The organism is Ancylobacter gelatini (genome assembly GCF_022601675.1).
GTDB lineage: Bacteria > Pseudomonadota > Alphaproteobacteria > Rhizobiales > Xanthobacteraceae > Ancylobacter > Ancylobacter gelatini.
The window spans coordinates 558,058-577,059 of record NZ_JAKVIL010000002.1; the positions used below are offsets into that span (position 1 = coordinate 558,058).

At 67.0% G+C, this 19,002-nt stretch carries 18 protein-coding genes; 8 read left to right on the forward strand and 10 right to left on the reverse strand.

The window, feature by feature from the left end; all coding sequences use genetic code 11:
- Positions 1–120 precede the first annotated feature (120 nt).
- Complete coding sequence (rpoD, locus tag MKI84_RS05895; RefSeq protein WP_241617391.1) at positions 121–2,118, forward strand: RNA polymerase sigma factor RpoD; 1,998 nt, start codon at positions 121–123, stop codon at positions 2,116–2,118.
- Positions 2,119–2,258: 140 nt separating this feature from the next.
- Positions 2,259–2,822 (forward strand): type 1 glutamine amidotransferase domain-containing protein, encoded by a 564-nt coding sequence (locus MKI84_RS05900; RefSeq protein WP_241617394.1) that lies wholly within the window; start codon positions 2,259–2,261, stop codon positions 2,820–2,822.
- 72 nt (positions 2,823–2,894) lie between these two features.
- On the opposite strand, the gene MKI84_RS05905 is transcribed toward MKI84_RS05900, so the two are convergent.
- From MKI84_RS05905 to MKI84_RS05915, 4 genes are all read right to left on the reverse strand, one after another.
- A complete protein-coding gene (locus MKI84_RS05905) occupies positions 2,895–3,155 on the reverse strand; it encodes a DUF2798 domain-containing protein (protein WP_425353796.1) in 261 nt (86 codons plus the stop codon).
- Between the two features lie 213 nt (positions 3,156–3,368).
- Positions 3,369–3,500 (reverse strand): hypothetical protein, encoded by a 132-nt coding sequence (locus MKI84_RS20640; protein ID WP_281063197.1) that lies wholly within the window; start codon positions 3,498–3,500, stop codon positions 3,369–3,371.
- Between the two features lie 72 nt (positions 3,501–3,572).
- On the reverse strand, positions 3,573–3,752 hold the full coding sequence (locus tag MKI84_RS05910; RefSeq protein WP_241617395.1) for a DUF1328 domain-containing protein: 180 nt from the start codon (positions 3,750–3,752) through the stop codon (positions 3,573–3,575).
- Between the two features lie 72 nt (positions 3,753–3,824).
- Complete coding sequence (locus MKI84_RS05915; protein WP_241617397.1) at positions 3,825–5,183, reverse strand: MFS transporter; 1,359 nt, start codon at positions 5,181–5,183, stop codon at positions 3,825–3,827.
- 107 nt (positions 5,184–5,290) lie between these two features.
- Between MKI84_RS05915 and MKI84_RS05920 the strand changes: the two genes are divergently transcribed.
- Positions 5,291–6,190 (forward strand): aldose 1-epimerase family protein, encoded by a 900-nt coding sequence (locus MKI84_RS05920; RefSeq protein WP_241617399.1) that lies wholly within the window; start codon positions 5,291–5,293, stop codon positions 6,188–6,190.
- Positions 6,191–6,203: 13 nt separating this feature from the next.
- On the opposite strand, the gene MKI84_RS05925 is transcribed toward MKI84_RS05920, so the two are convergent.
- The 5 genes from MKI84_RS05925 to MKI84_RS05945 all read right to left on the reverse strand — a co-directional run bounded on the left by MKI84_RS05925 (position 6,204) and on the right by MKI84_RS05945 (position 12,359).
- Positions 6,204–7,220, reverse strand: coding sequence for a GGDEF domain-containing protein (locus MKI84_RS05925; protein WP_241617401.1), 1,017 nt, complete (start codon positions 7,218–7,220; stop codon positions 6,204–6,206).
- Positions 7,221–7,261: 41 nt separating this feature from the next.
- Positions 7,262–8,683 (reverse strand): alpha,alpha-trehalose-phosphate synthase (UDP-forming), encoded by a 1,422-nt coding sequence (gene otsA, locus MKI84_RS05930; protein ID WP_241617583.1) that lies wholly within the window; start codon positions 8,681–8,683, stop codon positions 7,262–7,264.
- Positions 8,668–10,464, reverse strand: coding sequence for a glycoside hydrolase family 15 protein (locus MKI84_RS05935; protein ID WP_241617403.1), 1,797 nt, complete (start codon positions 10,462–10,464; stop codon positions 8,668–8,670). Before MKI84_RS05935 ends, otsA begins: the two co-directional genes overlap by 16 nt.
- A complete protein-coding gene (gene otsB, locus MKI84_RS05940; RefSeq protein WP_241617405.1) occupies positions 10,461–11,207 on the reverse strand; it encodes a trehalose-phosphatase in 747 nt (248 codons plus the stop codon). The genes MKI84_RS05935 and otsB overlap by 4 nt, the downstream gene beginning before the upstream one ends.
- Positions 11,208–11,393: 186 nt before the next feature.
- Positions 11,394–12,359, reverse strand: coding sequence for a GGDEF domain-containing protein (locus MKI84_RS05945; protein ID WP_241617407.1), 966 nt, complete (start codon positions 12,357–12,359; stop codon positions 11,394–11,396).
- A gap of 251 nt (positions 12,360–12,610) precedes the next feature.
- On the opposite strand from MKI84_RS05945, the gene ettA reads away from it, so the two are divergent.
- The 5 genes from ettA (at position 12,611) to MKI84_RS05970 (ending at position 17,924) form a co-directional block, all read left to right on the forward strand.
- On the forward strand, positions 12,611–14,266 hold the full coding sequence (gene ettA, locus MKI84_RS05950; protein ID WP_241617410.1) for an energy-dependent translational throttle protein EttA: 1,656 nt from the start codon (positions 12,611–12,613) through the stop codon (positions 14,264–14,266).
- Positions 14,267–14,330: 64 nt separating this feature from the next.
- Positions 14,331–14,705 (forward strand): ASCH domain-containing protein, encoded by a 375-nt coding sequence (locus MKI84_RS05955; protein ID WP_241617411.1) that lies wholly within the window; start codon positions 14,331–14,333, stop codon positions 14,703–14,705.
- 87 nt (positions 14,706–14,792) lie between these two features.
- Positions 14,793–15,569 (forward strand): trans-aconitate 2-methyltransferase, encoded by a 777-nt coding sequence (gene tam, locus MKI84_RS05960; protein ID WP_241617413.1) that lies wholly within the window; start codon positions 14,793–14,795, stop codon positions 15,567–15,569.
- A gap of 110 nt (positions 15,570–15,679) precedes the next feature.
- Entirely contained in the window at positions 15,680–16,906 is a 1,227-nt protein-coding gene (locus tag MKI84_RS05965; protein ID WP_425353797.1) for a lytic murein transglycosylase, read from the forward strand.
- A 4-nt stretch (positions 16,907–16,910) separates the two neighbouring features.
- The gene (locus MKI84_RS05970) at positions 16,911–17,924 is read left to right on the forward strand and encodes an alpha/beta hydrolase family protein (protein ID WP_241617417.1); all 1,014 of its coding nucleotides are present in this window, start codon (positions 16,911–16,913) and stop codon (positions 17,922–17,924) included.
- Here MKI84_RS05970 and prmB read toward each other — a convergent pair.
- Entirely contained in the window at positions 17,921–18,862 is a 942-nt protein-coding gene (prmB, locus tag MKI84_RS05975; RefSeq protein WP_241617418.1) for a 50S ribosomal protein L3 N(5)-glutamine methyltransferase, read from the reverse strand. The genes MKI84_RS05970 and prmB overlap by 4 nt on opposite strands.
- Between the last annotated feature and the right edge of the window lie 140 nt (positions 18,863–19,002).

Here is a 19,002-nt window from a genome sequence, read left to right on the forward strand (position 1 = left end):
TGCGGGTACGGTTCTTGCCGGATCCGGGTGACCGGAACGCCGGTCGATCAGGCGGCGCCGTGACGACGGCCGCCGGTGGATGCCGGAGGCGAAGGCTTTCGGTGGTTGAGGAGCACACGCATGGCGAAGCAGGCAGCGGAAGCGACGGAAGCCCCCGAGAAGGACGGCGACGCCCCCGATAGCCCGTTGCTGGACCTTTCGGACGCCGCTGTCCGGAAGATGATCAAGCTCGCCAAGAAGCGGGGCTATGTCACCTATGACGAGCTGAACGAGGTTCTGCCTTCCGACCAGAACACCTCGGACCAGATCGAGGACATCTACGCGATGCTCAACGAGATGGGCATCAATGTGGTCGAGGCCGAAGAGGCCGAGGGCGAGCAGGAAGAGAACGCGACGAGCGAAGCCGCGGACGACGAGGAAGAGTCCGGCGGCGAGCTGGCCGAATCGGCGCCGCGCGCGGTCATCCGCTCCGAAACCAAGTCCGAGCCCGGCGAGCGCACCGACGATCCGGTGCGCATGTATCTGCGTGAGATGGGCTCGGTCGAGCTTCTGTCCCGCGAGGGCGAAATCGCCATCGCCAAGCGCATCGAGGCCGGCCGCGAGGCGATGATCGCCGGGCTGTGCGAGAGCCCGCTGACCTTCCAGGCCATCATCATCTGGCGGGACGAGCTGGTCGAGGGCAAGGTTCTGCTGCGCGACATCATCGATCTTGAGGCCACCTATGCCGGGCCTGAGGCGAAGAACGGCCCGATCGTGGAAGGCGGCTCGCTGGCCCCGGAAGCCGAAGAGGAGCGCGAGCCCACGCTCGGTGAGACCATCGCTTCCGACGACGATGACGACATGGAGAACTCCCTGTCGCTCGCGGCCATGGAAGCCGAGATCAAGCCGAAGGTGCTGGAGACCTTCGACCGCATCGCCGACGCTTACAAGAAGCTGCGCCGCCTGCAGGACCAGAACGTCGAGTCCAAGCTCAAGAACGAGACGCTTACGCCGTCGCAGGATCGCAAGTACAAGAAGCTCAAGGACGACCTGATCGTCGATGTGAAGTCGCTGTCGCTCAATCAGGCGCGCATCGACAACCTCGTCGAGCAGCTCTACGACATCAACAAGCGCCTCGTGTCGCTTGAAGGCCGCCTCATGCGTCTGGCCGAGAGCTTCGGCGTCTCGCGCGAGGACTTCCTCAAGCAGTATCAGGGCTCCGAGCTTGATCCCAAGTGGATCAACCGTGTGAAGAACCTGACCTCGCGTGGCTGGAAGGGCTTTGTCGGGCAGGAACTCGACGGCATTCGCGACCTGCGCTCGAACATCCATACGCTGGCGACCGAGACGGGCCTGGAGATCCAGGAATTCCGCAAGATCGTGCAGATGGTGCAGAAGGGCGAGAAGGAGGCCCGGCAGGCCAAGAAGGAAATGGTGGAGGCCAATCTGCGCCTCGTCATCTCCATCGCCAAGAAGTACACGAACCGCGGCCTGCAGTTCCTCGACCTCATTCAGGAAGGCAATATCGGCCTGATGAAGGCGGTCGACAAGTTCGAGTACCGGCGCGGCTACAAGTTCTCGACCTATGCGACATGGTGGATCCGGCAGGCCATCACCCGCAGCATTGCGGATCAGGCGCGCACCATCCGTATTCCGGTGCACATGATCGAGACGATCAACAAGATCGTGCGCACCTCGCGCCAGATGCTGCACGAGATCGGCCGCGAGCCGACCCCGGAAGAGCTGGCCGAGAAGCTCGGCATGCCGCTGGAGAAGGTCCGCAAGGTCCTCAAGATCGCCAAGGAGCCGATTTCGCTCGAAACCCCGATCGGCGACGAGGAAGACTCTCACCTCGGCGACTTCATCGAGGACAAGAACGCGATCCTGCCGATCGACGCGGCGATCCAGTCGAACCTGCGCGAGACCACGACGCGGGTTCTGGCCAGCCTTACCCCACGCGAGGAGCGCGTGCTGCGCATGCGCTTCGGCATCGGCATGAACACTGATCATACGCTGGAAGAGGTCGGCCAGCAGTTCTCGGTGACCCGCGAGCGTATCCGCCAGATCGAGGCCAAGGCGCTGCGAAAGCTGAAGCACCCCTCGCGCTCGCGTAAGCTGCGGTCCTTCCTCGACAACTGAGCGGATTATTACCGCATCATCGGCATTCTTCTACGGCGGGCCTTCGGGTCCGCCGTTTCCATTTCGACGGGCGACTCATTTTGGAACAAGAACGCTGAAGCATCATTGTCCTTGGAGCCTAACAACCAAGGAGAACGATCATGTCGGGTCCTCTGGACGGCAAGCGCATTCTTATTCTGGCGACCAACGGTTTCGAGCAGTCCGAACTCGAAGTGCCCCGCGACCAGTTGCGCGCGGCGGGCGCGCGGGTGGATGTCGTCTCCCCGGAAACGGGAGACATCAAGGGTTGGGACGAGAAGGACTGGGGGCGCCCGGTGCGGGTCGACAAGCCTCTCAGCGAGGCGCGCGAGAGCGATTACGACGCGATCGTCCTGCCGGGCGGGCAGATCAATCCCGACCTGCTGCGCGTCGAGGCTGAGGCCATTCGCCTGATCAAGTCGTTCTTCAATGCTGGCAAGACCGTCGCCGCCATCTGCCATGCGCCGTGGCTGCTGGTAGAGGCAGGGATCGCCAAGGGACGGAAGATGACGTCCTACGCCTCGATCCGTACCGACGTCATCAATGCCGGCGCACAGTGGGAAGACGCGCCGGTGGTGACCGACAAGGGGCTGATCACCTCGCGCAACCCCGGCGATCTCGACGCCTTCTGCGCCAAGATCATCGAGGAAATTCGCGAAGGCCGTCATGAGCGGCGCGCGGCGTGATGCTGGTCTGCTGACGGCATCGGACGGAAAAGGCGGCGCTTGGCCGCCTTTTCTTTTGCCGGTGCATCGGCGTCAGCGTTGCGGCGCTTCAACCAGCAGCCCGACGATACGGCGCACCAGCGGCAACACCGCCAGAAGCGTGGGGAAGGCGACGAGCCACGACAGCGCCCAGGCCGTGGGCCACGTCGCGAGGAACTCCGCGCCGGCCCCGAGGCTGCGCAGGGTCGCAATCGCCGAGACGACGAACGTCATCAGCACAGAGAGCACAAGGGGCATGAGCAAGCCGGCATAGCGAGCCGGCAGCTTGTAGGAGATCGATGAAGGAGAGGGCATGGCCATCCTCATTGGATGGTCTCGGCGTTCCGGATGGCACAGCATCCGCCGGCCGTGACCGGGTTGGATGCGTTGCCTGACGTCGGACGCTTACGGCCGGAGGCGCGGGAGCCGCCAGCGCGCGAAATATAGACGAGGGGCACCGGTCCCGCCAGTGCCCATGTGAGATCATTCCGCCCTAAATCGGCAGGGCCGGATGCGGCGGTCTTGGGCTCATTCGCCCGGAAGCGGGTGGTTGTGCCGGCGCACCTGCTTGGTGCTGATGTCGACATAGGCCAGCGTCCCGGCGAAGCCGCCGAACGCAATGAGCGTGACGGCAAGGAAGATGACGGTTTCCGTGGGCATGGTGTCCTCCTTTGGTATGGAGGAACCTTAGAACCCTCGCACGCAGGCGCCTTGATCCGGATCAAGCGGTGCTCAGGGCAGGCGCATCGCGTCGTCGACCAGAGCGGCGAGGCCGATCAGCGCGAGAAAGCCCAGGAAGAACAGGGCGAACAGCCCGAAGGCGATCCGCCGCGCCAGCGTCGAGAGCGCGGTCAGCCCCAGCGCTCCGGCCAGGAGCGACAGCACCAGCAACCCGACCGCATATTTGAGCATCGTCTTTCTCCTCCTGCCGCACCGATATACGTCGGCACGCGGCGGATGGTTCAGCGATGAGGCGCTGGAGCGTCACGCGCCGTCGGAACGGCCATCCTGCTCGGTGGGATAAGGTTCGTCCCCCGGCGTGGCAGCGGGAGCCGCCGCGGGCTTCAAATGGGTGGCGGGACGCGAGGCGGTGGCCGCCGCCATCCGGGACGGCGTGGCATCGGGCTCGCCCTCAGGCATCGGCACCGTGCCGGTGGCGGCCGAGGCGGCGGTCTCGCCCAGCTTGTCGGCCAGATGCGGCGGCGGGCGATCCCGGAACGTCAGGCTCCACACCACGAACAGCAACAGGAAGGTGTGGGACGCCGCCGTGAACAGGAACAGCGCGCCGGGGCCGTAATGCATCATGCCGAAGGAGGCGACCGAGGGGCCGACCACCGAGCCGATGCCATAGGCCAGCAGCAGGCCGGCTGCGGTCTCCACCGCTTCCGCCGGCAGGGTGCGGTCATAGGCATGGGCGGCAGCGAGGGAATAGGCCGGCAGAGACAGCGCGCCGTAGAACAGAGCCAGGATGCACAGGCCGAGCAGGCCGAACTGGAACACGCCCAGCGCGATGCCCGCGAGCAGGGCGCCGACCATCAGCGCGGCGAGAATGCGCCGGCGGTCCATGCGGTCGGAGATATAGCCGATCGGCCATTGCGCCACCGCGCCGGCGACTACGGCCGCCGACATGAAGGTGGCCGCCCCGTCGGAGGTCAGCCCGCGCCCGATGCCGAAAATCGGGCCGAGCGACCAGAGCGAGCCATTCGTCAGCCCAATGGCGAAGCAGCCCACCACCGCTACCGGCGCCGCCTTCAACAGGTGCCAGATGCGAATTCGCGCGGTTTCGATCGGGGCGGGCTGGCCGGCGCTGGTCATCGCCACCGGCAGGGTGGCCATCGCGAACAGGATGGTCGCGAGCGCGAACAGTTCAAAGCCGCGTACCGGATAGAGCGTGATCATCATCTGGCCGGCGGTGAGCGCCGCGTAGTCGACGATGACGTAAGCGCTCATGACGAAGCCGCGCGTCTGGTTGGTGGCGCGGTCGTTCAGCCAGCTTTCGATGACGAGATAGAGCCCGGCGAAGCAGAAGCCGGTGATCGCGCGCAGCCCGTACCAGACGAAGGGGTCTATGAAGAGCGGATGCGCCATCATCGAGGCCACCACGCCGGCGGTGAGCGCGGCGAAGGCGCGGATATGGCCGGAGCGACGCACCAGATGCGGCACCAGCAGGCAGCCGGTCACGAAACCCAGATAATAGCTCGACCCCAGCAGGCCGAGTTCAACCGCGCTGAAGCCCTCGAAGGCGCCGCGCAAGGGCAGCAGCGTGTTCTGCAGGCCGCTTCCGGTGACCAGGAAGAACACGCCGAGCAACAGCGCGGCGACAGGGCCGAGAGTCTGGGCCATGATGAAACCGGATGGTGTGGACGGGAATCGGCGGGATAGCGCAAATCAGTGCTATCACAACGGTTCGGTTAGACCTGATCCATCGCGATGTCGAGACGGGGAATTGTATGTCGGAACAGCCGGTGAAGCTTGTGTCGAGCCTCCTGAGCGCGGAGGTCAGCCCGCTGGGTGCTGAACTGTCGCGGCTGCGCGACAAGGAGGGGCGGGACCTCTTGTGGAACGGCGATCCGGCGTTCTGGACCGGCCGGGCGCCGTTGCTGTTCCCGATTGTCGGCCGCCTGCCGGGCGATGCGCTGGTGCATGAGGGGCAGTCCTACACGATGCTCCAGCACGGCTTCGCCCGGCGGCGCAGCTTCGCGACGCTGGAGGCTTCGCCGTCGCGCGCTGTGTTCGGGCTGGACTCAGATGAGGAGACGCTCAAGCAGTATCCCTTCGCCTTCGCCCTGCGCGTGACCTACACGCTGGAGGAAGCGACGCTGACCATCTCCGCGACCGTGACCAATTCCGGCACGGTGCCGCTGCCGGCGAGCTTCGGCTTTCACCCGGCCTTCCTGTGGCCGCTGCCCTATGGTGGCACGAAGGCCGAGCATCGCGTGGTGTTCGAGAAGGCGGAGGTTGAAGCGATCCATCGGCCGGTCGGTGGACTGCTTTCGCGCGAGACCGAGCCCAATCCGGCGATGGACGCGGTGATGACGCCCGACGACGCGATGTTCGAGCGCGATGCGCTGATCTTCACCCATCTGCGCTCGCGCCATATCCGCTTCGGCGTGCCGGGCCAGCCGGGGATCGAGGTCGCGTTCCCGGACATGCCGCATCTCGGCCTCTGGTCGAAGCCCGGCGCACCCTTCCTGTGCATCGAGCCGTGGCAGGGCTATGCCTCGGCGGAGGACGGGCCGGTCGCCTTCGCCGACAAGCCGGGCCTCGTCCTCATCGAGCCCGGCGCCGAGCGACGCTTTGCGATGTCGGTGCGCTGGCTGCCGAATTCGGGCGACGATATCGGGGCGTGAGACGCGGCAACGATCAGCCGGCGGCGGAACGGTGCAGCACCCGGTCTCGGCCCTGGCGCTTGGCGGCGTAGAGCGCTGCATCGGCGTCGGCGATCAGCGTCTCGGCCGCAAGGTCTCCGCCGATCTGGGTCGCGATGCCGACACTCACCGTCACGATCCCGCGCGTGGGATGGGGGATGGCGACGGCCTTGAGTTCCGCGCGCAACCGTTCCCCGGCCTCCCGCGCGGCCTCCTCCGTGCCTGAAGGAAAGATGACGGCGAATTCCTCGCCGCCATAGCGCGCGATCACGTCGTCCGTTCGCCGGAAGGCGTGCGGCAGGGTGGTCGCGAGCCGCCGCAGCGCCTCGTCGCCGGCGGGGTGGCCCAGCGTGTCGTTCACCACCTTGAAGTGGTCGATGTCGATCATGGCGAGCGACAGCGGCTCGCTGGTGCGCCGGCAGCGCACCACCGCGCGTTCAAGCGCCTCATCGAAGCCGCGACGATTGGCGAGGCCGGTCAGGGCGTCGATGCGGGTGAGCCGGGTCAAGGCCTGGTTCATCTGCCGCAGTTCGATCTCGTCGACGGCGATGGCGGCGATATCCTCCAGCGCGGCGAGGTCGATCGCCTCGCCATCCGCCGCCGGCTCCCGGCGCAGCACGCAGAGCGAGCCGACCACCAGATCCGGCGTCAGCCGGATCGGCACCCCGGCATAGAAGCGTAGCGGCAGCCGCGGCGCCACGGGATGGCCCTCGAAAGCGCTATCGGTGCGAAAATCCCGGACCACAAGCGGCTGGCCGCTGGAGACGACGTGCTGGCACACCGACTTGCGGCGCTCGATGGACGGGGCAATGTCGGCGGTGGTGACCGACTTCATCCACTGATGGTGCGCGTCGATGAAGCCGATAAACGCGACATCTGCATTGTAGACGCGCTGGGCCAGCCGGGTGAGCCGGTCGAACCGCTCCTCGGGCGGCGTATCCATGATGCCGCAGGCTTCCAGCGCGACCAGCCTTGCCGCCTCGTTCTTCGGGGGCGGGGGAGGGCTCCACATGCGGGTATCCTACGTCTGGAACGAGCGATGCATGGGCCTCTTCACTGTCGCGCCGCCGCCCGCGAATGTTCCGGCAATTCGCCGAGACGATCAACCGTGTGGGCGAGGTCGTCGAGGAAAGTGTCGCACCATTTGTGGATGGTGTTGGCCTCGACCACCGCCATATTGGCCCGCCAGCGCTCCTGCCGCTCCTCCAGCGGCATGGCAAGCGCGAGGTCCAGCATGTCGGCCATGCCCTCGATGTCGTAGGGGTTCACCATGAGTGCCCCGGACAATTCATTGGCCGCGCCCGCGAAGCGCGAAAGCACGAGGACACCCGGGTTCTTCGGGTTCTGGGCGGCGACGTATTCCTTGGCGACGAGGTTCATGCCGTCGCGGAGCGGCGTCACCAGGCCGATGCGCGACGAGCGATAGATCGCCGCCAGCGTCGGCCGAGCCAGAGGCCGGTTGAGGTAGCGCAGCGGCACCCAGTCGAACTCGGCATATTCGCCATTGATCGCGCCGGCCAGTTCCTCCAGTTCGCGCCGCAGGGCGCGATATTCGGCGACCTCGCCGCGGCTCACCGGCGCGACCTGCATCATCGTCACCTTGGAGCGGTGCTCCGGGCGGCTTTTCAGCAACTCGCCAAAGGCGTTGAACTTGTTGGGCAGGCCCTTGGAATAGTCGAGCCGGTCGACGCCGACGGCCAGCGTGCGCCCGGCGAGGCTGCTGTGCAGCCGCTCCATTTCCTCGCCGGTGACGGCCGCCTTGGCATCCTTGACGAAGGCCTCGGTATCGATCCCGATCGGATAGGCGGCGACCCGGAACCGTCGTTCCTTCAGCCCGACCACGCCGCCCGGCGCGATCCAGCCGCGCGCTTCGGAGGAAATATAGGTCAGCAGCGCGCGGACATCGTTCTCGGTCTGCAGGCCGACAAGATCATATTGCGACAGGTCCTCCACCAGGGCGGCATGGGAGGGCAGGGTGAGGAAGACGTCCGGTGTCGGCCACGGGATGTGGTGGAAATAGCCGATCAACCCCTTGAAGCCGAGCTCGCGCAAGGCACTGGCCAGCGGGATGAAGTGATAGTCGTGCACCCACACCACGTCGTCGGGCTTCAGCAGCGGCATCAGCGAGCGCGCGAACGTGTCGTTGACCCGCCGGTAGCCCTCCCAGTCGGTGCGCCGGTAACTCAGGGCGCCGAGCCGGTAATGGCACAGCGGCCACAGCGTGCCATTGGCATAGCCGGCGTAATGAGCGTGCTGTTCCTCCGGGTCGAGGGTCTGGAGCGCGTAGGTCACGCGACCCGAGCGGAAGATCTTCGGCTCGGTGGGCGGGTTGACCTCGGTTTCCCCGCTCCAGCCGAACCACAGCCCGCCCTGACGGCCGAGCGCCTCGCGCAGGGCAACCGCCAGTCCGCCGGCCTTGGCCGCGCGTTCCTTGGGCGATGCCACACGATTTGAAACGATTACGAGCCTCGCCAGAACGCTTCCTCCCAGGTTTTCGACAGGCGCATCGCCGTGTCGATCAGGCCGACCATGGAGTAGGTCTGGGGAATATTGCCCCACAGCTCCAGGGTCTGGTTGTCGATGTCTTCCGACAGCAGGCCCGCCTCGTTGCGGCGCGCCAGCAGGCTGGTGAACATCTCGCGGGCTTCCTCGCGGCGCCCGATCAGATCGAGCGCGCCCGCGTACCAGAACGAACAAATGGTGAAGGAAGTTTCAGGCAGTCCGAAATCATCTTCGCCGGCATAGCGCATGAGGTAGCCGTTGCGCTTGAGTTCGCGGCCGATGGCTTCGACGGTGGCGACATAGCGGGCATCGTCGGGGCGCACGAAGCCCAGTTCCGCCAGCAGCAGCAGGCTGGCATCGAGCTGACCGTCACTGTCGGCGTCGACGAAGCTGCCCATCTTCTCGTTCCAGGCGAAGGAAAGGATGCGCTCGCGGATCTTGCGCGCCTCCTCCGCCCAGTAGGTGGCGCGATCGGGAAGTTCCAGCACGCGGGCGATGCGCTTGAGCCGGTCGCACGCCGCCCAGCTCATCACCGCCGAGAAGGTGTGGATGCGCCGTTTGCCGCGCAGTTCCCACAGGCCGGCATCCGGCTCGAAGGCGAACTCGACCGCGCGTGCGCCGACCCCCTCCAGCAGGCGGAACAGCGCCTCGTCGCCGCGATTGGGCAGGCGGTGGTCGAAGAACATCTGCGCGGCGGCGAGCACCACATGGCCGTAGCCGTCATTCTGGACCTGTTCCGCCGCCTGGTTGCCGACCCGCACCGGCCCCATGCCGCGAAAGCCCGGCAGCGATTCGGCGAAGCGCTCCTCAAGCGGCGTGCCCGGCACGATGGAATAGACCGGCGCGAGCCGACCGGACGGGTCCGAGGCGATCACCGTCGTCAGGTAGCGGATGAAGTCCTCCATCGTGCGGGTGGCGCCCAGCATGTTGAGCGCGCGTACGGTGAAGTAGGAATCCCGCAGCCAGCAATGGCGGTAGTCCCAGTTGCGGATCGAGTGCGGCGCCTCGGGGATCGAGGTGGTGAGCGCGGCGACGATGCCGCCGGTCTCCTCATAGGCGCACAGCTTCAGCGAGATGGCGGCGCGGATCACCGCCTCCTGCCACTCGAAGGGAATGGAGAGATAGCGCACCCATTCCCACCAATAGTCGCGGGTCTTTTCCTCGAAACCGCGCGCGGTCTCGGCAATGCTCGACGCGAAGGGCTCGTCGGGGCCAAGCACCAGCGTCGCCGGCCGGCTCAGCACGAAGGGGCGTTCCTCCGCCACATAGACGATGGGCAGATCCGTCGTGGCGCGGACGGTGAAGTCCTCGCCGGCAAAGCGCATATGGTTGCTGCCGCGCACCGGCTTCGGGCTCTGCGCGCCCCATTGGAAATGCGGGCGCAGGCGGATGGTGACCCGGCAGGTGCCTTCCAGCGGCTCGATGCGGCGCACCAGCATCGAAGGGCGGTAGATGCGGTCGTAGAGCTTGAAGCGCGGGGCGAAGTCGGTCACCCGCAGCTTCGCGCCGTCCGCATTTTCGAGAATGGTCTCGATGATCGCGGTGTTGGGCTGGTAGCGCCGCGTCGCCTTGGTCTGGCCATCGAGCGTCACGTCGAAGAAGCCGCCCGTCGGTTCCTCGCCGCCGAGCAGCGAGGAAAAGATCGGATCGCCGTCGATCCGTGGCCAGCAGCACCAGGCGAGGCGCCCATTCTTGTCGATCAGTGCGGCAATGGTGCCATTGCCGATGGCGGCGAGGTTCAGATCGGCGCTCACGGGGCGACTGTCTCCAGCGATTGGGGAATCCGGGTGAGCCATTCGCGCACATCCTTAGGCGTCGCCAGGCGGAAATCGGCCTGCTGCGTGGCGCGCGGGCCGACCGCGACGGCAAGCCCGCCGCTCGCTCGCGCGGCGCGGAAGCCATCCTCGTCGGTCACGTCGTCGCCGAGGAACACCGGCAGGCGACCCGTGAAGATCGCGGTCTTCATCAGCGTGTCGACCGCCGTGCCCTTGTCGTGGCCGCCCTGGCGGACCTCGATGACGAAGCGGCCCCTGAGGAATTCGACGCTGCCGTCGAGGCCCTGGCCGATATCGGTGACGCGCTGCATGATCTCGTTGGCGGCGTCCGGCACCGCGCGAAAATGTACCGCCAGCGACAACGGCTTGTGCTCGACGAACACGCCGGGCCACGCCGCGAGCTCGCGGTCCAGCGCCTGCTCCAGCGGCTTGCGCCATTTCGGCGTGGGGATGGGGACGGAGGGCGCATCCGGGGCGAGCCGCACTTCCGCGCCGTGCTGGCCGGATGCCGCCAGCCGCGCCGGTGCGAAGCGCTGGTCCATCCAGTCGATGGTGCGGCCGGAGATAAGCGCCACCGCGCCGCCAAGCGCGACCTGAAGGTCGGTCAAAAGTCCGGGCAGGCTGGTGGGGATGGTCACCCCCTCGGGGTGGTCGGCATGTTCGATGAGCGTGCCATCGATATCGAGAAACAGGGCCCAATCGCTCTGGGGGAGTGGTTGCATGCTGTGTCCCGATACCTTCCTCGCTGGCGCCCGTCGCGCCCTGTCCACCATGATCGTGCACGAAAAGGTATCAAGGTAGCCTCTTGCCGCCCACCCTTCCGTTCACCGGTTAACGTGCGAAGCGTCATGGCGTTCCATTACCACGGCAAAAAAATTGGGCGCTCGGCACGAGGCGGCGGTGGGGGCTCAGCCGGGGCCGTCACCGATGCCGGTCGGGTGCAGCCAGATGCCGTCCCGCGTCGTTGCCTTCACCGCGTAGAGCGCCTGGTCCGCGCCGTCGATCAAACGGGTGCGGATCAACGCGACCTCGGCGGTGCGCGGGATGTTCGCGACGCTGGCGACGCCGATGCTTGCGGTGACGATGCCCACGGCGCTGCCGGCATGGGGGATGGCCGCCGTGCGGATCGCGGCCCGAACATTGGTCGCGACCACGATCGCGCCGTCGGAATCGGTGCCGGGCAGCACAATGACGAATTCCTCGCCGCCATAGCGGGCGGCAAGGTCGCCGGGATGGCGGAGCGCGCCGCGCATGGCGTGTGCCACCGCCCGTAGCGCTTCGTCGCCGGCCAGATGCCCGTAGCGGTCGTTATATTCTTTGAAGCGGTCGACATCGACCATCAGCACCGACAGCGGCACACCCGCGCGCCGGCTGCGCCCGATCTCCTGCGGCAGCAGTTCCTCCAGCGCGTGGCGGTTCCACAGCCCCGTCAGCGCGTCGGTCCGCGCGGCCTCGGAAAGCCGGCGATTGGCGTCGCTGAGCTGGGCGTTGGCGGCGGCGAGCCGACATTCGAGCCGCTTCTGCTCGGTGATGTCCGTGAGCGCGACGCAGAGGGCGACAACATGGTCGCCGGTGGCGGGCCGGATCGCCCGCGCCGCCACCAGATGAACCTTGCCGGCAAAGTCCAGCTCATGGTTCGGCACCTGCCCGCCGGCGTCGAAGACCTCGAAATCCCGCTGCATCCGCGCATCGATCTCCGGCCCGCACACGTCGAGCGCGCGGCGCCCGACCAGGCGGGCGCCTGAAAAGCCGATCAGCCGGGCATATTCGCGATTGGCCGCGAGAAAACGTCGGTTGCGGTCGACGAGGCAGGCGGCGACCGGGAAATCCAGACAGAGTGCGCGGAGCTCTTCGGGAGAAATCTGCGACAGCATGTTGCGGGCGGGGTCCGATGCGGATGCGGGTTCAGAGGGTCCGTTTATAGGTATTTTGCCGTACGCGGCTTGACCTATGACAAGGCGTCCGCGACGCGATGCCACCGCGACCGTACCGCTGACCGAGGAGTTGCAACGCTGTGGCCTTGCCGCTGCGGGGCGCGGGGGTTACATAGCGCCCAACCCATTCCCGTTTGGCGGCCCAGCCCGCGCTTGGCCCGAGACGCGCGACCGCGCAGGAACTTCGCACGATGGCTTCGTACCAGTACGTCTACCACATGCATGGCATGTCCAAGGCCTATCCGGGCGGCAAGAAGGTGCTCGACAACGTGCACCTCTCCTTCTACCCGACGGCCAAGATCGGCATTCTCGGGCCCAACGGCTCGGGCAAGTCGACCCTGCTCAAGATCATGGCCGGCCTCGACAAGGACTTCTCCGGCGAGGCCTGGGTCGCGGAAGGCGCCCGCGTGGGTTATCTGCCGCAGGAGCCGCTGCTCGATCCCGCCCTGTCGGTGCGCGAGAACGTCATGCTCGGCGTCGCCAAGCAGAAGGCGATCCTCGACCGCTACAACGAACTCGCCATGAACTATTCGGACGAGACCGCGGACGAAATGACCGCGCTCCAGGACGAAATCGAAGGCCAGGGCCTGTGGGATCTCGACAGCAAGATCGACCAGGCGATGGACGCGCTCGGCTGCCCGGAGGAGGGCTCCGACGTCTCCAAGCTCTCGGGCGGCGAGCGGCGCCGCGTCGCGCTGTGCCAGCTGCTGCTCTCGCAGCCCGAATTGCTGCTGCTCGACGAGCCGACCAACCATCTCGACGCCGAGACCACCAACTGGCTGGAAGGCCATCTGCGCACCTATCCGGGCGCGATCCTCATCGTCACCCATGACCGCTACTTCCTCGACAATGTGACCGGCTGGATCCTCGAACTCGATCGCGGCCGCGGCATTCCCTATGAGGGCAACTATTCCTCGTGGCTTTCGCAGAAGGCCAAGCGCATGGCGCAGGAAAATCGCGAGGACGAGGCCCGCCAGCGCGCGATTGCCTCCGAGGCGGAGTGGATGGGGGCCTCCCCGAAGGCCCGTCAGGCCAAGAACAAGGCGCGTATCCAGCGCTATGACGAACTGGTCAAGAAGGCCTCCGAGAAGGGGCCGACGACCGCGCAGATCGTCATTCCGGTGTCCGAGCGCCTCGGCAACAACGTCATCGAGTTCAACGGCCTGACCAAGTCGTTCGGCGACAAGCTGCTGATCGAGGATCTGTCCTTCAAGCTGCCGCCCGGCGGTATCGTCGGCGTCATCGGCCCCAACGGCGCGGGCAAGACCACGCTGTTCCGCATGATCAACGGCCTGGAAGCCCCGGATGCCGGCGAGATCAAGGTCGGCGACAGCGTGCAGCTCGGCTATGTCGACCAGAACCGCGACGCGCTGAACGACAAGAAGACCGTGTGGGAGGAAATCTCCGGCGGCAACGAGATCCTCTATCTCGGCAAGCGCGAGATCAATTCGCGCGCCTATTGCGGCGCCTTCAACTTCAAGGGCGGCGACCAGCAGAAGAAGGTCGGCATGCTCTCGGGTGGTGAGCGTAACCGCGTGCACCTCGCCCGGATCTTGCAGCAAGGGGCGAATGTCCTGCTCCTTGACGAGCCGACCAACGATCTCGACGTCGAGACGCTGCGCGCGCTGGAAGAGGCGCTGGAAGACTTCGCCGGCTGCGCGGTCATCATCTCGCATGACCGCTTCTTCCTCGACCGTATCGCCACCCACATGCTCGCCTTCGAGGGCGACGGCCATGTCGAGTGGTTCGAGGGCAACTTCCACGACTACGAGGAAGACAAGAAGCGCCGCCTCGGCGTCGACGAAATCGTCCCGCACCGGATGAAGCACAAGAAGCTGACGCGCTGAGGAAAAGCCGGCCGGAGCGATCCGCGCCGGCTTGTGCTTCGCGGGCCGGGGCTGGCGGGATCGGATGATCAAGGCGCTGTCGATCGTGCGGCCGGGCGGAAGCCTGATCGCGACGGGTCGCAAGACCTTGGAAGTGCGCGGCTGGTCGCCGGATCTGCACCCGTCCGAGGATCTGCTGATCGTCGAGAATGGCCGCTTTCTGCATCGCGACGGCGAGGAGGATGAGGACGGCGTCCCGGTCGCCCTCGTCAGGGTCATGCGGGTGCGCCCGTTCACCCTCGACGACATGGCGGCCGCCTGCGCCGGCTCGTTCGAGGAAGGATGGCTGGCGTGGCAGCTCGGCCATGTGCGCCCGCTGCGCACCGACAGGAGGGTGCGCGCGGCGCGGCGCCTCTACGAGGTGGATTTTTCTTCTGTCCCGGACGCGAACAAAGGATAAATTCTCTCCCGGCTGCCGAATGCGGCGGCTTGGCAGTTGTCCCGGCCTCCGTCATGTTCCGCGCGCAACAGGCGAGGCGGCGAGATCATGCGCAGTGCGAATGAAGACTGGAATCCCAACCTCTATCTGAAGTTCGAGGACGAGCGCACCCGCCCGCCGCGCGATCTTCTGGCCCGCATTCCGCTCAGCCATCCCCGCCGTGTGGTGGATATCGGCTGCGGGCCGGGCAATTCCACCGAGCTTCTGGCCGAGCGCTGGCCCGATGCCGACCTCATCGGCATGGACAGTTCGCCCAACATGATCGCCAAGGCGCAGGCCCGCCTGCCGGCCGCCCGCTTCGAGCAGGGCGACATCGCCAGCTGGCAGGCGCCGGAGGGGACCGAGGTGCTGTTCGCCAATGCGGTGTTCCAGTGGCTGCCGGATCATCCGGCGATACTGGAGCGCCTGCTCGCCGGACTGCCCAAAGGCGGCGCTCTCGCCGTGCAGATGCCGGACAATGTGCAAGAGCCCTCGCACCGGCTGATGGTCGAGGCGGCGGAGTCCGGGCCTTGGGCCGACAAGATCGGCCGCGCCACGCGCGAGGAACTGCCGAGCGTGGGCGATTACTACAACCGCCTGAAGCCGCTCTGCCGCCACCTCGACATCTGGCACACCTATTATTACCACCCGCTCGACGGCGCACCGGCGATTGTTGAGTGGTTCAAATCGACCGGGCTGCGCACCTTTCTCGATCCGCTCTCGGCTGAAGAGCGCGAGGCCTATCTCGCCGATTACGGTGCGCGCATCGCACAGGCCTATCCCGAGCGCGTCGACGGCAAGGTCCTGCTGCGCTTCCCGCGCCTGTTCATCGTGGCGGTGCGCTGAGGCCCGTTCGCGGCGCGGGGAGTGCCTCGCGCCGGCAGGCGTGATCGGGCTGGCCGCTCGTTACGGTTCACAGCCTTGCCGGTTTTAGCTATCCCTGAGCCATGGGTATCATGCTTCGCCGCCTCGCCATCCGCTCCGCCGCTCTGCTGGCGCTCGTGCTGGCCCCCGCCGCTGCCCGTGCCGATGCCGGCTTCGATCGCTGGCTCGCCGCGCAATGGCCGGCGGCGCAGGCGATGGGGATTTCCCGCGCCACTTTCGAGCGCGAGACGAAAGGGCTGGAACCCGACTATTCGCTCCCCGACCTCGCCATTCCCGGCAAGCCGAGGAAGCCGGACGGGCAGGCCGAGTTCGTCCAGACCCCCGCGGCCTATGTCTCCGACAAGGCCATCGGCCAACTCGCCGCGCGCGGGCGCAAACTCGCGAGCCAGTACCGTGCCGAGCTTTCCGCCATCGAGAAGCGCTTCGGCGTGCCGGGGTCGGTTCTGCTGGCGATCTGGGCGCGCGAGACCGCTTATGGCGGCGCCAAGCTGAGCCACGACGCGCTGCGCGTGCTGGCGACGCAGGCCTATGTCGGTCGCCGTAAGGACGAGTTCCAGGGCGAATTCCTCGCCGCCCTGAAAATCCTCGACGAAGGGCACGTCGCCCGCGCGCAGATGAAGAGCTCCTGGGCCGGCGCGATGGGGCACACTCAGTTCCTGCCGACCGGCTATCTGAAATACGGCGTCGATCTCGACGGCGACGGCACCGCCAATATCTGGTCCTCCGTGCCGGAAGCGCTGGCCGCGACGGCTAGCCTGCTCAAGGAGAAGGGCTGGCGGGCGGGCAAGCGCTGGGCCTATGAGATCACGGTACCGTCCGGCTTCGACTGCACGCTGGCCGAGCCCGGCTACACGCTGTCCATCGGCGACTGGCTCAAGCGCGGTGTGAAGGTGGCCGATGGCCGGCGCATTCCTGCGTCCGCCTTGAAGGACGAGGCTTCGATCATTATGCCCGCCGGTCCCTATGGGCCGGTATTCCTCACCCCGGCCAATTATTTCGCGCTGAAGAGCTACAATTTCGCGGACCTCTACGTGCTCTATGTCGGCCATCTCGCCGACCGCATCGAGGACGACAAGCCCTTCGCGCAGGGGTGGAAGGACATTTCGCTGGTGAAGACCCGCGACCTCGAATTCATGCAGAAGGAGCTGGCGCGCCGGGGTCTCTATGCCGACAAGATCGACGGCAAGGCCGGCATGCTCACCCGCTCCGCACTCGGCGCCTATCAGAAGGCCAACGGCCTGACGCTGGACTGCTGGCCGGACGCGCAGGTGCTGGAGCACATGAAGCGCGGGGGGTAGCGGCGTGTTCAAGGTCGGGTTTCGCACGGGCCTTCTTCAGGACGAGACGCGGCGCGACTGGTCCGGCAACGGCCCGAGGCCTCTGCGCTGGGCGGCGTGGTACCCGGCACCCGCGGACGCGCAGGTCGGGATGATGGAGCTGCCGCCGCAGCGGCCGCTGTTCCTGATGGGCGTGGTCGCACCCGATGCCGCGCTGGCCGAAGCCGCCGCGCCCTTTCCCGTCGTCCTGCTCTCGCACGGCACGGGCGGCAGCGCGGCGAGCCTTGGCTGGCTGGCCGGTGCGCTCGCCTCCGCCGGCCATGTGGTGATCGGCGTCGACCACCACGGCAACACGTCGAGCGAGCGCCATCGCGCCGAGGGGTTCCTGTGCTGGTGGGAGCGTCCGCGCGACTTGTCCTGTGCGCTGGACCTGCTGGTCGCGCGCGAGCCGTTCGCGGGGCGGCTCGACCTTGGACGGGTGACGGCGGCCGGCTTCTCGCTTGGTGGCTACAGCGTCGTCGCGCTGCTGGGCGCGATCACGCGGATGGACTTGTTCCGCGATTTCGCGACGGCGCGCGGGTTCGGCGACGGGCCGCGCGAGTTTCCCGATCTCGCGCGCCGCGTCGCGCCGCTGCTGGAGGGAAGCGCGGTGTTCCGCACCTCATGGGAGCGGCAGTCAACATCGTGCCGCGACGCGCGGGTCAAGGCGGTGCTGGCCCTGGCGCCGGCGCCGACAGTGCGGGCCTTCACCCTTGAGAGCCTGCGCGCAATCGAGCGGCCAGTGGCGCTGGCAGTGGGCGACGCCGATCGCGAGGCGCCGGCACATGACTGCGCGCACTGGCTTCATCAACACCTGCCCAACGCCACGCTGGAGCGCCTCGGCACGGATATCGGCCATTACGTGCTGCTGGCCGAGGGTACCGCGCTCGGCAAGGAACGCGAGCCCGACATCTGGTGCGACCCGCACGGCGTCGACCGGCGGGCGGTGCAGGCCCGCGTCTCGGCCCTCGCCCTGCACGCGCTGGCGCCCGGCGCCTAACGCGGCATGCGGCTGATGACGCGCGGGTCCTTGCCGGCGCCGATGTCGCGGCCGGAGAGCCAGAACACCTCGCCCTCGCTGTCCTCGGTGTCGAGCCACAGGAAGGGCAGGTGCGGAAATTCGGCCTCCAGCACTTCCTTGCCCGTGCCGATCTCGCAGATGATGCCGCCGCGCGCGGTGAGGTGCGCGGGGGCTTCGGTGAGGATGCGGCGCACGATGTCGAGCCCGTCCGGCCCGCCGTCGAAGGCCAGCGTCGGTTCGTGCCGGTATTCCTGCGGCAGCGACGCCATGGCCTCGGCGTCGACATAGGGCGGGTTGGTGATGATCAGGTCGTAGAGACGGCCCTGCAGCGGGCCGAACAGGTCGCCCTCGATCAGGCTAACCCGGTCCTCCATCGCATGCTCGGCGACGTTCTCGCGGGCGAGCGAGAGGGCCTTGGGCGAGATGTCGACGGCATCGACCTGCGCGTGGGGGAAGATCATGGCGGCGAGGATGGCGAGGCAGCCGGAGCCGGTGCACAGGTCGAGCGCGCGGCCGACCGATTCGACGTCGTCCACCAGCGCGAAGCCCTCGCCGCCGAACAGTTCGCCGGCCAGCAATTCGCCGATGAAGGAGCGCGGCACGATGGCGCGCTCGTCGCTCTTGAACGGCACGCCGCGAATATAGGTGCGGCCGAGCAGATAGGCGGCCGGCTTGCGTGTGGTGCAGCGTGCCTCGATCAGGGCGGCGACATGCTCGCGCTCCTCCCGCGTCAGCCGCGCATCGAGCCAGGGCGAGAGATCGTCGACGGGAAGGCGCAGCGCCTCCAGCACCATGAAGGCGGCTTCGTCCAGCGCGGTGGTGGTGCCGTGGCCGAAGGCGAGGCCCGCCGCGTTGAAGCGGCTTACCGCATGGCGCACGTAGTCGCGCACCGTCTTCAGATCGTCGGTCACCGCCATCGGCCTCTCCCTTGTCGACGAGGCAGCAGCAGCATGACGGCGCGCCGAATGCAAGCACGCGCGTTCAGGAAAGCTGGCGCGGGCGTGGGGGCCTCGTCCCGGAGCAATTCCTTCCCGTTCGGATGTTCCCTCCGAACGGG